The sequence below is a fragment of the Streptomyces sp. NPDC018019 genome, from assembly GCF_044327805.1.
GTDB lineage: Bacteria > Actinomycetota > Actinomycetes > Streptomycetales > Streptomycetaceae > Streptomyces.
This window is the reverse complement of the sequence record NZ_JBIRGD010000013.1, coordinates 55,349-69,477: the sequence shown is the minus strand read 5'-3', so window position 1 is coordinate 69,477 and position 14,129 is coordinate 55,349. Positions and strand designations below refer to the sequence as shown.

At 76.6% G+C, this 14,129-nt stretch carries 2 protein-coding genes; both read left to right on the top strand.

From position 1 onward, the window contains the following. Positions 1-16 precede the first annotated feature (16 nt). Complete coding sequence (locus ACH4FX_RS21830) at positions 17-9,418, top strand: amino acid adenylation domain-containing protein (RefSeq protein ID WP_398481327.1); 9,402 nt, start codon at positions 17-19, stop codon at positions 9,416-9,418. Next, positions 9,415-14,079: an amino acid adenylation domain-containing protein gene (locus ACH4FX_RS21825; RefSeq protein WP_398481325.1), complete on the top strand. Its 4,665-nt coding sequence runs from the start codon at positions 9,415-9,417 to the stop codon at positions 14,077-14,079. Before ACH4FX_RS21830 ends, ACH4FX_RS21825 begins: the two co-directional genes overlap by 4 nt. The last annotated feature ends 50 nt before the right edge of the window (positions 14,080-14,129 follow it).

Sequence of the window (14,129 nt, the reverse complement as noted above, 5' to 3'; positions counted from 1 at the left end):
CGTCGAAGGGGGAGACATGGAAGGCCAGGCACAGTTCACTGCGCCCCTGACCGCTTGCCAGGAGGGGACGTGGCTGGCCCAGCGCGCGGAGCACCCGCCCCGGCGGTACGACATCAGGCAGTACGCCGATGTCCCGGGCCCGCTCGACACGGACGTCTTCCGGCGGGCGCTGCGGCAGGCCGTCGCCGAGACGGAGGCGCTGCGCCTGCGGTTCACGCAGGCCGGCGGTGTCCCCGCGCAGGTGATCGGCCCGGCCGCGGACGACATCGCGCTGCGCGTCGTCGACCTCAGCGCCGAGGGCGAACCGTGGGAAGCGGCCCAGGCGCTGATGCGCGCGGACGGCCGCCACCCGGCCGACCCCGCCGACGGGGACCTGACCGCGCACCTGCTCCTCAAGCTGGCCCCCGACCGGTACGTCTGGTACCAGCGCCACCACCAGCTGCTGGTGGACCACCTCGGGAGCACACTGCTGGCCCGCCGCGTCGCCGGCCTCTACACCGCGATACTGCGCGGTGAGCCGTACCGCCCGCCGGGCCACGCCCCGCTGCGGGACCTCTGGGGGGAGGAGAGCGCCTACCAGGAGTCGCCGCGCTGGGCGGCCGACCGCCGGTACTGGCACGAGCACTTCGCGGACCGCCCCGAGCCGGCCACCGTGCCCGGGCACCGGTCGGCCTCCCGGGACGACCACCCCCACGCGTCCGGCCGGCTGTCGGACGCGGGCCGGACGGCGCTGCGGACGGCCGTGGACCGTACGGGCACCAGCCGGGGCGCGCTCGTCGTCGCGGCGCTCGCCACCTTCGTGTGCCGGACGACCGGAGCGGCCGAGGCGCTGCTGAGCTTCCCGGTCGACGGCCGTACGGGCACCGCGGCCCGGCGCACGCCCTGCGCGACGGCCAACGTGCTGCCGCTGCGGCTGCCCGCGGGGCCCGGCGACAGCCTCGCGGAGCTGGCCCGGGCGGCGCGGCGCGAGATCGACGGGCTGCTGGAGCACCGGCGCTACCGGGGCGAACGCCTGCACGCGGAGCTGGGCCGGACGGGCGGCCGGCGGAACTTCGGCCCGTCCGTGGCCGTCCCGTCGAGCGGTACGGGCCTGCGCTTCGGAGAGGCCCGGGGCACGCTGCACGACCTGCCGGGCGCTCCCGTCGAGGCGTTCTCCGTGGTGGTGCGCGAGCTGCCGGACGACGCCGGGACGAGCGTCGTCCTGGAGGCCGACCCCGCGCTGTACGACCAGGAGTGGGCCGGGGCGGGCCAGCGGGCCTTCGTACGGCTGCTGGAGCAGGCGGCGGCCGAGCCGGAGGCGCCCGTGGGGCGGTTCGGCGTGCTGGGCGCGCCGGAACACGGGCTGGTCGTCGAGGGCTGGAACGCCACGGGCGCCGAGGAGCCGGGCACGTCGGTACCGGAGCTGTTCGCCCGGCAGGCGGCGGGCCGGCCCGCCGCCACCGCCGTCTCCGGCGGCGAACGCTCCCTCACCTATGCCGAACTGGACGCGGAAGCGGGCCGCCTGGCCGCGTACCTGAGTGGTCTGGGGGTGACGCGCGGCAGCCGCGTCGCCGTGCTGATGGAACGGTCGGCCGGGCTGCTGGCGGCGCTGCTCGGCGTCTGGAAGGCGGGCGCGGCGTACGTGCCGGTGGACGCGGCGTACCCGGTGGAGCGGGTGGCGGTCATGCTGGCCGACTCCGCGCCGGCGGCCGTGCTGTGCACCGGCGCCACCCGGTCCGCGGTGCCGCCCGGCGCGCCCGGCCGGCTCGTGGAGCTGGACGATCCGCGGGTCCGGGCGGCCGTGGCCGGGTGCCCGGCGCAGGGCCCGGCGGTGCGCATCGGGCCGGAGGACCTGGCGTATGTGATGTACACCTCCGGCTCGACCGGCGTGCCCAAGGGCGTGTCGATGCCGCACGGGAGCGTCGCCGGGCTCGTCGGGCAGCGGGACTGGGCCGTCGGCGCGGATGACGCGGTGCTGATGCACGCGCCGCACGCCTTCGACGCGTCGCTGTTCGAGGTGTGGGTGCCGCTGGTCTCCGGCGCGCGCGTGGTGGTGGACGGGCAGGGCGTGGTGGACGGGCCGCGGATCCGTGCGGCCGTGGCGGCGGGGGTCACGGCGGTACATCTGACGGCGGGGTCGTTCCGGGTGGTGGCGGAGGAGTCGCCGGAGTGCTTCGCGGGTCTGCGCGAGGTGCTGACCGGCGGGGACGTGGTGCCGGCGGCGGCCGTGGCGCGGGTGCGGGAGGCGTGCCCCGAGGTGGCCGTACGGCACATGTACGGGCCGACCGAGGCCGCGCTGTGCGCCACCTGGCACCGGCTGCGGCCGGGGGACCCGGTGCCGTCCGTGCTGCCGGTCGGCCGTCCGCTGGACAACCGGCAGGTGTACGTGCTGGACGCGTTCCTCCAGCCCGTGCCGCCCGGCGTGACCGGCGAGCTGTGCATCGCCGGCACCGGCCTGGCCCGCGGCTACCTCGCCCGCCCCGGGCTGACCGCCGAGCGGTTCACGGCCAGCCCCTTCGTGCCCGGTGAACGGATGTACCGCACCGGCGACATGGTGCGCTGGACCGACGACGGCGAGCTGGTCTTCGTCGGCCGGGCGGACGCCCAGGTCAAGGTGCGCGGCTTCCGCATCGAACCGGGCGAGATCGAGGCGGCGCTGGCGGCCCACCCGGCGGTCGGCGAGGCCGTGGTGGTGGCCCGCGAGGACCGGCCGGGCGAACGCCGGCTGGTGGCGTACGTCGTCGCGCAGGCGCCGGAGCGGGACCGGCCGCCGGCCGCCGGACCGGCTCGCGACGAGCCCTCGGTACGTGACGAGCCCCCGGCGCGCGACGGGCAGCCGTTCCGCGAGGAACCCGGCGGGCGGGAGCCGGCCGGCGCGGGCGGCGCCCCGGAGGCCCTGCTCACCGGGGCGTCCGGCGGCAGCGCCGGAGCGGGCCGGGACACCGGCGCGCTGCTCGCCGCGCTGCGCGAGTTCGTCGGCGGGCGGCTGCCGGAGTACATGGTGCCGTCGGCGTTCGTACCGCTCGACGGCCTGCCGCTGACCGTGAACGGCAAGGTGGACCACAAGGCGCTGCCCGCCCCCGACTTCGCCGGGCGGGCCTCCGCGCGGGAGCCGCGCGGCGCCGCCGAGGAAACCCTGTGCACACTCTTCGCCCAGGTGCTGGGCCTGGCACAGGTGGGGCCCGAGGACAGCTTCTTCGAGCTGGGCGGCGACTCGATCATGGCGGTGCAGCTCGCCGCGCGGGCCCGCCGCGCCGGGCTGGTGCTCACCACGGAGCAGGTCTTCGACGAGGTGACCCCGGAGCGGCTGGCACGGCTGGCGCCCGCGGCGGACGAACGGCCGGACGCGGACACGGAGACCGGCGAGGTGCCCTGGACGCCGCTGCCGGCGGCGCGGGGCGGGCGGTTCACCCGCTGGGCGGTGCTGGAGACACCGGCGGGCCTGCGGCCGGACACATTGCCGTCCGCCGTCGCGGCCGTACTGGACACCCATGCCGTGCTGCGGGCGCGGACCGTCACCGGGGACACCGGGCCGCGCCTGGTCGTGCCCGGGCGGGGCACCGTGGACGCGGCGGCGCTGGTCACCCGGGAGGCCACGGCAGCGGCGGACCTCGACCGGGCCGTCGAACGGGCGGCCCACGCGGCGGCGGCCCGGCTCGACCCGTCGGCCGGGGTGAACCTCCGGGCGGTGTGGCTGGACGCGGGCCCCGCGCACCCCGGCCGCCTGGTGCTCGCGGTCCACCACGCGGTGGCGGACCCGGCTTCCTGGCGCATCCTCGTCCCCGACCTCCGGTTGGCGTGCGAGGCCGTGGCGGACGGCCGGCAGCCGGTGCTCGGCCCGGTGGGCACCTCCTTCCGGCAGTGGGCGGGCCTGCTGGCCGCCCAGGCGACGCAGCCGCACCGCGTTGCCGAACTGGACGGCTGGCGCGCGATATGGAACGGCGGGCCCGGTCACGACAGCCTCCCGGACGGTTTCGCACCCGCGGGCACGGAGAGCGCGGAGGCGGACGCGGAACCCGCCGGACCGGCACGCCGGATGGCCTGGACGGTGCCGCCCCAGCAAGCGGCGGTGCTGGTCGGCCGGGCGCCCGCCGCGTTCCACTGCACCGCCGGCGACGTGCTGCTGACCGCGCTGGCCGCCGCGGTCGTGTACGGGCGCGAGGACGGCCGGGCCGGTGTCCTGCTGGACATCGAGACGGATGGCCGCCGCGGCGGGCCGGACGGGCTCGACCTGTCCCGTACGGTGGGCCGGTTCACCGGTGTGCACCCCGTGCGGCTGGACCTGACCGGCACCGCCCTGGGCGACGTCCTCGCGGGCGGCCCGGCGGCCGGCACGCTGCTCAAATCCGTGAAGGAGCAGGTGCGTTCCGTCCCCGGCGACGGCTTCGGCCACGGCCTGCTGCGCCACCTCAACCCGGAGACGGGCCCCGCGCTCGCCGCTCTCCCGGCGCCCCGGATCGCGTTCAGCTGCGCGGGACAGCCAGAACAGGGCGGCTCGCTCCTCCCGGCCGGCGCGGCCGGTCCCGGTGAGCCGTCGCCGTACGCCCTGGAGGCCGAAGCGGTGATCGGCGCGACCCCCGACGGGCCCGCGCTGACGCTCGCACTCACCTGGCGGCACCGGGCCGGGGACGGGCGGGCCGACGCCGCGGCGCAGCGGCTCGGCCGCCGGTGGGTGGAGATGCTGGGCGGCCTGGCCGCGCACGCCGCCCGGCCCGGCGCGGGCGGCCACACCCCGTCCGACTTCCCGCTGCTCGACCTCACCCAGGACGGTGTCGCGGAGCTGGAGGCCGCCGTGCCGCGGCCGGCCGACATCTGGCCGCTGTCGTCCCTCCAGGAAGGGCTGCTGTTCCAGTCCTCCTTCGACGAGGAGGGCCCGGACGTCTACGAGACCCAGTGGATGCTGGAGCTGACCGGGCCGCTGGACGCCGGCCGGCTGCGCGCGTCGTGGGAGGCGCTGCTGGTGCGGCACGACGCGCTGCGGGCGAGCTTCCACCGGCGGGCGTCGGGGGAGGCCGTCCAGGTCGTCTCGCGCGAGGTCCGGCTGCCCTGGCGGGAGATCGACCTGTCCGGCCTGCCGGCGGCCGACGCGCTGTCCGGCATCGAAGAACTGGCCACCCGGGAACAGGAGCGCCGCTTCGACACGGCCGCGGCGCCGCTGCTGCGGCTGCTGCTGATCCGCCTCGGCGCGGACCGCCACCGGCTCATCGTCATCAGCCACCACATCCTGATGGACGGCTGGTCGATGCCGGTCCTGCTGTCGGAACTGGCCGAGGTCTACGCGGCGGGCGGCGACGGCTCGGCCCTCGCCCCGGCCGCCTCCTACCGGGACTACCTCGCCTGGCGCGCCCGCCAGGACAAGGACGCCGCGCGCGCCGCCTGGAGCGCCGAGTTCGCCGGCACCGAGGAGCCGACGCTGGTCGCCCCGGGGGCCGTGGACCGGGGCCCGGTGGACGCCGGCCACCTCATCACCGACATCCCCGAGACGACCACCCGGGGCCTGACGGAGCTGGCACGCCGCCACGGCCTGACGGTCAACACGCTGCTGCAGGGCGCCTGGGCGCTGGTGCTGGCCCGGCTGGCGGGCCGTACGGACGTGGTGTTCGGCGCCACGGTCGCGGGCCGGCCGCCGGAGCTGCCCGGCATGGAGTCGATGGTCGGCCTGCTGATCAACACGGTGCCGGTACGGGTGCGCCTGGACGCCGCGCGGCCGGTGCTCGGCCTGCTGCGCGAGCTCCAGGAACGCCAGTCCGCGCTCGTCGCCCACCAGCACCTCGGCCTGCCGGAGATCCAGCGCGGCGCCGGGCCCGGCGCCGTCTTCGACACGCTCGTCGTGCACGAGAACTACCCCCGCGCGGTCGCCGCGCCGGGCGCCCCGGACGCGCTCGCCTTCGCCGTCCTGGGCACCCGCGAGGCCACCCACTACCCGCTGACCCTCGGCGTCATCCCGGGCGAGCGGCTGCGCGTCCACGTGGCGTACCGCCGCGGCCAGGTCGCGGCCGGTCTCGCCGAGAAGCTCGTCGCGCGGCTGGTGCGGGTCTTCGAGCAGCTGATGCGGGACTGCTCGGTGCCGGTGGGCCGGGTCGGCGTCCTGGGCCCGGACGAACACACCACCGTGGTGGCCGACTTCAACCGCACGGACGCGCCGGTGGCCGCCACGACCATGCCCGGGCTGTTCCGGGAACAGGCCGCGCGGACGCCGGACGCCGTCGCCGTCGAGGACGCACGGCGAGCGCTCACCTACGCCGGGCTGGAGCACGAGGCGGGACAGCTGGCCCGGCACCTCGTCGCGCACGGCGTGGGCCCGGAGTGCCGGGTGGCGGTCGTCGTCGAACGGTCGGTGACGATGATCGTCGCCGTGCTGGCGGTGGCGATGGCGGGCGGGGTGTACGTACCGGTGGACCCCGACTACCCGGCGGAGCGGGTGGCGTTCGTGCTGCGGGACGCGGAGCCCGCGGTGGTGCTGTGCACCACGCGGACCCGCGCGGCGGTACCGGCCGGCGCGGGCGGCGGCCCGGTCGTCCTGGACGACCCGGCGGTGGCCGGGGCCGTGGCGCGCCGCGCGGGCGGCTCCCTGACCGACGCCGAACGGGCCGCGCCGCTGGGCGTGGACAACGCGGCGTACGTCATCTACACCTCCGGCTCGACCGGCGTGCCCAAGGGCGTCCTGGTCGCCCACCGCGGCCTGCGCAACCTCGTCGCGGACCGCGTCGCGCGCTACCGCATCGGCACCGACAGCCGCCTGGTCCAGCTCGTCTCGCCCAGCTTCGACGTGTCCATGGGGGACATCTGGCCGGTGCTGTGCGCGGGCGCGCGGCTCGTCCTGGCACCGGCCGGACAGCAGACCTTCGGCGAGGACCTGGCCGATCTGCTGCGCGAGCGGGAGGCCACCCACGTGGTGCTGCCCGCCGCGTTCCTGCCGCAGCTGCCGTCCGACGACCTGCCCCGGCTGCGGGTGCTGGTCACCGGCGGCGAGCCGATGACCGACGAGGTGCGCCGCCGCTGGTCCGCCGGGCGGGAGCTGTTCAACGAGTACGGCGTCACGGAGGCGACCGTCACCTCCACGGTGACCGCGCCCCTCGGCGCCGACAGCGCGCCGGCGATCGGCCGCCCGGTCACCAACACCCGGGCGTACGTCCTGGACGCCTTCCTCCGGCCGGTGCCCCCGGGCGTGCTGGGCGAACTGTACGTGGCCGGGGTCAACCTGGCGCGCGGCTACCTGGGACGCCCGGCGCTGAGCGCGTCCCGGTTCGTCGCGAACCCGTTCGCGCCCGGCATGGGGGTCCCCCCGGCCGAAGGCTGGGGGAGGATGTACCGGACCGGGGACCTGGCCCGGTGGACCGACGACGGCGAACTGGTCTTCGCCGGACGGGCGGACGCCCAGGTCAAGGTGCGCGGCTTCCGCGTCGAGCCGGGCGAGATCGAGGCCGCGCTCGCCGCCCACCCGGCGGTGTCGGAGGCGGCGGTGGTGGTCCGCGAGGACCGCCCCGGCGAGCGCCGGCTGGTCGGCTACGTCGTGCCCGCCGGGCCGGACCCGGACGTACGGTCCCTCCGCGCGCACGTCGCCGCGACGCTGCCGGACCACATGGTCCCGGCGGCCGTGCTGGTCCTCGGCGAACTGCCGATGACGCCCAACGGGAAGCTGGACCGGGCGGCGCTGCCCGCGCCCGACTTCGCCGGGCAGGCCGGCGGACGGGCACCGCGTACGCCCGCCGAGACGGTGCTGTGCGCGCTGTTCGCGGAACTCCTGGGCCTGGAACGGGTCGGCGCGCAGGACAGCTTCTTCGAGCTGGGCGGCGACTCGATCATGTCGCTGCAACTGGTGTCGCGGGCCCGCCGGGCCGGGCTGCTGGTGACCTCCCGGCAGGTCTTCGACGAGCAGACGCCGGAACGGCTCGCCGAGGTGGCGGAGCCGGCCGCGGCCGGGCCGCGGGCGGAGGGCGCCGGTTCGGGGGCCGGCGAGGTGCCGTGGACGCCGGTGATGCGGCTGCTGGGCGAGCGGATCGCGGGCGGCCGGTTCGCGCAGTGGATGGTCCTGGGCGCCCCGGCCGGACTGGGCCGGGACGTCCTGGCCGCCGGGCTGGCCGCCGTCCTGGACACCCACGCCATGCTGCGGGCCCGGCTGGTGCCGCGCCCGGGCGGGCCGGTGCTGACCGTCGGCGGCCGGGGAGCGGTGGACGCCGACCGCCTGGTGACCCGGGTGGACGCGGTCCGGACCCCGGACACCGGTCTCGACGGCCTCGCGGAACGGGCCGCCGAGGACGCGGTGGCCCGGCTCGACCCGGCCGCCGGCGTCCTGGTCCGGGCGGTGTGGCTGGACGCCGGACCGCACCGGACCGGCCGGCTGGCGCTGGCCGTGCACCACCTCGCGGTGGACGGCGTGTCCTGGCGCATTCTGGTGCCGGACCTGCGGGCCGCCTGCGAGGCGGCGGCGGACGGGCGCGAAGCGGACCTCGACCCCGTGGGCACCTCCTTCCGGCAGTGGGCCGGACTGCTCGCCGCCGAGGCCGGCCGTCCGCAGCGGGTCGCGGAACTGCCGTACTGGACCGCCGTACTGGACGGCCCGGACCCGGTGCTCGGCACCCGCGCCCTCGACCCGGCGACGGACACCTCGGCAACCGTGCGGCACCACACGTGGGAGGTGCCGACGGAGCAGACGGCGGTCCTGACCGGCCGCACCCCCGCGGTCTTCCACTGCGGCGTCCACGAAGTGCTGCTGGCGGCGCTGGCGGGCGCGGTCGCGCGGTGGCGGCCGGAGACGGCGGCCGGGGTCCTGGTGAACGTCGAGGGACACGGGCGGCACCCGGTCGCCGGAGCCGACCTGTCCCGGACGGTGGGCTGGTTCACCAGCGTGCATCCCGTACGGCTCGACCTGTCCGGCGTGGACCTGGACCAGGTGCCGGCGGGCGGGCCCGCGGCCGGCGCGCTGCTCAAGGCCGTCAAGGAGCAGGCCCGCGCGGTGCCCGGCGACGGCCTCGGCCACGGGCTGCTGCGCCACCTCAACCCGGAGACCGGTCCCGTACTGGCCGCCCTCCCGGCGCCGCAGATCGGCTTCAACTACCTCGGCCGGTTCCCCGCGGGCGCGCCCGCGGGCACGGCCGTGCCGTGGGAGGCGGCGGGCAGCACCGCGCTCGGTGGATCGGACGACCCGGACATGCCCGTACCGCACGCCTTGGAGGCGGGCGCGGTCGTCCGCGACACACCGCGGGGACCCGAACTGACGCTCACCGTGGGCGGTCCGGCCGGCGTCCTCGACGACGATGCCGCGGCGCGGCTGGGCCGTCTGTGGCGGGAACTGCTCGGCGGCCTGGCCGCCCACACGGCCGCGCCCGAGGCGGGCGGCCACACGCCCTCCGACTTCCCGCTCCTGGACCTAGGTCAGGACGAGGTCGAGGAGTTCGAAGCGATAGCAGCACGGCTCGAAGGGGGACTGTCGCTGTGAGGACCTCACCACCGGCCGCGGGAGCGGCATCCGGCAAGGGCTCGGCGCTGGCCGAGGTGTGGCCGCTGTCGCCGTTGCAGGAAGGGATGCTCTTCCACGCCGGCTTCGACGGCCAGGGGCCCGACGTCTACGTCATCCAGCGCACCCTGACGATCGACGGCCCGCTGGACGCGGCCCGCTGGCGCGCGTCCTGGCAGGCGCTGCTCGACCGGCACGCGGCGCTGCGCGCCAGCTTCCACCGCCGCAGGTCGGGCGAGGCGGTCCAGCTCATCTCCCGTGAAGCCGCCCTGCCCTGGCGGGAGGCCGACCTGTCGGACCGGCCGGGGGCCGACGCGCTCGCCGAGGTCGCCCGGCTGGCCGCCCGCGAGTGCGCGGAGCGCTTCGACCTGGGGGTGGCCCCGCTGCTGCGGCTGCTGCTCGTCCGGCTCGGCCCGGACCGGCACTGCATGGTGCTGACGGCCCATCACATCCTGGTGGACGGCTGGTCGATGCCGGTCCTCTTCGACGAGGCGACCACGGTGTACGCGGCGGGCGGCGACGCCTCGGTGCTGCGCCGTTCCCCCTCCTACCGCGACTACCTCGGCTGGCTGGCCCGGCAGGACAAGGACGCGGCACGGGCCGCGTGGCGCGCCGAGCTGGCCGGGGACGGCGAGCCGACGCTCGTCGCCCCCGCGGACCCGGCCCGCGCCCCGGCCCTGCCCGACCGGACCGAGGCGGCCCTGCCCGCCGGGCTCACCCGCGCGATCGGTGAGCTGGCCCGCCGGTACGGCCTGACCGCCAACACCGTCGTACAGGGCGCCTGGGCGCTGCTGCTGGCCCGCCTGTCCGGACGCGAAGACGTGGTCTACGGCACGACGGTGGCCGGCCGCCCGCCGGAGCTGCCCGGCGTCGAGTCGATGGTCGGCCTGTTCATCAACACCGTGCCGGTACGCGTACGCCTCGACGCCGCACAACCCGTGCTGGAACTGCTCAAGGACGTCCAGGCACGCCAGTCCGCACTGCTGCCGCACCAGCACCTGGGCCTCGCGGAGATCCAGAAGCACGCCGGGCCGGGCGCGTGCTTCGACACGCTGGTGGTGTACGAGAACTACCCCCGCCCGGCCGCCGAATCGGCCGGAGCCGGCACGCTCTCCTTCACCACGCTGGCCCTGCGCCAGGCCACCCACTACCCGCTGACCCTGGGCATCCTCCCCGGCGACCGCCTCGAAGTGGAGGTGTCCTACCGGCCCGACCTGATCGCCCCCGAACTGGCCCGCGCGCTGACCGGCCGGCTGGTGCGGGTGCTGGAGCAGGTGGTGGCGGATCCGTCGGCGCCGGTGGGGCGGATCGGTGTGCTGGGCGGGGACGAGCGGCGTCTGGTGGTGGAGGGATGGAATGCGACGGCCGGGGAGGCTGTGGGGGCCGCCTCGGTGCCGGAGTTGTTCGCGCGGCGGGTGGTTGCGGCGCCGGATGCGGTGGCCGTGTCGGATGGTCGGCGTTTTCTGACCTATGGCGAGTTGGATGTGGAGGCGGGCCGCCTGGCGGCGTATTTGGGTGGTCTGGGTGTGGGGCGTGGTGATCGGGTCGCGGTGGTGTTGGAGCGGTCTGTTGATCTGGTGGTGGCGTTGTTGGGGGTGTGGAAGGCGGGGGCTGCGTACGTTCCGGTGGATGCGGGGTATCCGGCGGAGCGGATCGCGTTCATGCTGGCGGACTCGTCTCCGGCGGCGGTGGTGTGCGGTGCGGTGACGCGGGCGGCGGTTCCGGTGGATACGGGCGTCCCGCTGGTGGAACTGGACGCGCTGGAGACACCGGCCTCGACGCTGCACGTTCCCGTATCCGCCGAGGACTTGGCGTACGTGATGTACACCTCCGGTTCGACGGGCACGCCGAAGGGTGTCGCCGTGCCGCACGGCAGCGTCGCCGCGCTGGCGGGTGATCAGGGCTGGTCCCTCGGCCCGGACGACGCCGTGCTGATGCACGCGCCGTACGCCTTCGACGCCTCCCTGTTCGAGATGTGGGTGCCACTGGTCCGCGGTGCCCGGGTGGTCGTGGCCGGACCCGGTGTGGTGGACGCGCAGCGGGTGCGGGAGGCGGTGGCGGCGGGTGTCACGGCGCTGCACCTGACCGCCGGTTCGTTCCGGGTGACCGCCGAAGAGGCACCGGAGTCGTTCCAGGGGCTGCGCGAGGTGCTGACCGGCGGCGACGTGGTCCCGGCGGCATCCGTCGCCCGCGTCCGGGAGGCGTGCCCCGACCTCGCCGTACGGCATCTGTACGGGCCCACCGAGGCCACGCTGTGCGCCACCTGGCACCGGTTGCGCCCGGACGACGCCGTGGCGGACGTGCTGCCCATCGGCCGTCCGCTGCCCCATCGCCGGGTGTACGTGCTGGACGCGTTCCTCCAGCCCGTACCGCCGGGCGTGACCGGTGAGCTGTATCTCGCCGGGGCGGGCCTGGCGCGCGGATACCTCGACCGGCCCGGCCCGACGGCCGAGCGGTTCGTCGCCTCTCCCTTCGCGTCCGGCATGGGGGTCCCCCCGGCCGAAGGCCGGGGGAGGATGTACCGCACCGGCGACCTGGCGCGCTGGACCGAGGACGGCGGACTGGTCTTCGCCGGGCGCGCCGACGCACAGGTCAAGATTCGTGGCTACCGGATCGAACCGGGCGAGATCGAGGCCGCGCTCGCCGCCGCGCCGGGGGTGGCCCAGGCCGCCGTCGTCGCCCGCGAGGACCTTCCCGGCGAGCGGCGGCTGGTCGGCTACGTCGTACCGGACGGGCGGGACGCGGGCGCAGCGGCGGACGCGGACGCGGACCGGATCCGTGAACACGTCGCCAAGGTGCTGCCGGACCACATGGTCCCCGCGGCCGTCGTGGTCCTGCCGGAGCTGCCGGTGACGGTCAACGGCAAGATGGACCGCCAGGCCCTGCCCGCCCCGGGCTTCGCCGGGAAGACGGCCGGCCGCGCGCCGCGCACGGCGGCCGAGGACATCCTGTGCAGGCTCTTCGCGGAACTGCTGGGAGTGGACGACGTGGGCCCGGAGGACGGGTTCTTCGCACGGGGCGGCGACTCGATCATGTCCATGCAGCTCGCGTCCCGGGCCCGCCGCGAAGGGGTGCTGTTCACCGCCCAGGACGTGTTCGAGCAGGAGACACCGGGCGCGCTGGCCGCCGTGGCCCGGCTCGCCGACGAGGTGCGCGCCGCGCCGGACGCGGGCGTGGGCGAGGTGGCCTGGACGCCGGGCATGCTGGCGCTCGGGGAGTACGCGCTGAGCGGCGGCTTCGCGCAGTGGATGGTCGTCACCACGCCCGCGGGCCTGCGGCCGGACGTGCTCACCACCGGGCTGGCCGCCGTCCTGGACACCCACGACATGCTGCGGGCCCGGGTGGAGGACGCGGCGGGCGGGCCGCGCCTGGTGGTCTCCGGGCGCGGCGCGGTGGACGCCGCCGCGCTGGTCACCCGTATCGACGCCACGGACACACCGGCCGGCGACCTGGACGACGCCGCCGAGCGCGCCGCCCGGGAGGCGACGGAGCGGCTGGATGTCGCGACGGGCACGCTGGTGCAGGCCGTCTGGCTGGACGCCGGGCCCACCGTCCCCGGACGGCTGGCGCTGGTGGTGCACCACCTGGTGGTGGACGGCGTGTCCTGGCGCATCCTGCTCCCGGACCTGCGGGCCGCCTGCGAGGCGGCGGTGGAGGGGCGCACGCCGGAACTGGACCCCGTCGGCGTCTCCTTCCGGCAGTGGGCCGGTGCCCTCGCGGCCCAGGCGGCCGAGGAGCGCAGGATCGCCGAACTGCCCCACTGGGCCGCCCTGTTCGATGCCACCACCCCGCTCGGCGGGCGGGAACTGGACCCGGACCGGGACCTCCTGGCCGACATGGTCCGGCACACCTGGGCGCTGCCCGGCGCGACGGCGGCCACCCTGGTCGGCAAGGCCCCCGCGATGTTCCACTGCGGCCTCCACGAAGTACTGCTGGCGACGCTGGCGGGCGCGGTGGCGTCCGAACACCCGGCGGGCCCGCTCGTCGTGGACATCGAGGGGCACGGCCGCGAGTCGGCGGGCGGGGCCGACCTGTCCCGGACGGTCGGCTGGTTCACCAGCGTCCACCCGGTCCGCCTGGACGTGTCCGGGGTGGCCCTGGACGAGGCGGCGGCAGGCCGGCCGGCCGCCGGTGACCTGCTGAAAAAGGTCAAGGAGCAGGCCCGCGCGGTACCCGGCGACGGCCTCGGCCACGGGCTGCTGCGCCACCTGAACCCGCTGACCGGACCGGAGTTGGACACCCTGCCGGCCGCCCACATCGGGTTCAATTACCTGGGCAGGTTCGCCGGGGCCGGCCGCACCGGAGCGCCGGGGGACGCCTGGCAGCCGGCCGGTACCTCGGTGGTCGGCAGCTCGGCCGACCCGCGCACACCCGCCCCGCACGCCCTGGAGGCGGGGGCCTACGTCCAGGACACCCCGGGCGGACCGGAACTGGCCCTCACCCTCGCCGGACCCGCCGGCCTGTGGGCGGACCGCGCCGTCGAACGGCTGGGCCGGCGCTGGCTGGACCTGCTGGACGGCCTGGCCGCCCACACCGCCGACCCCGCCGCCGGCGGGCACACCGCCTCCGACTTCCCCCTGCTCGACCTCGGCCAGGACGAGGTCGAGGAGTTCGAAGCCGATTTCGCCGACGACAACCCGTAGCCCCGCGCCATGGCCCGCGAGCCGTGGTCGGCGCCTCGTAGACCGCTGAA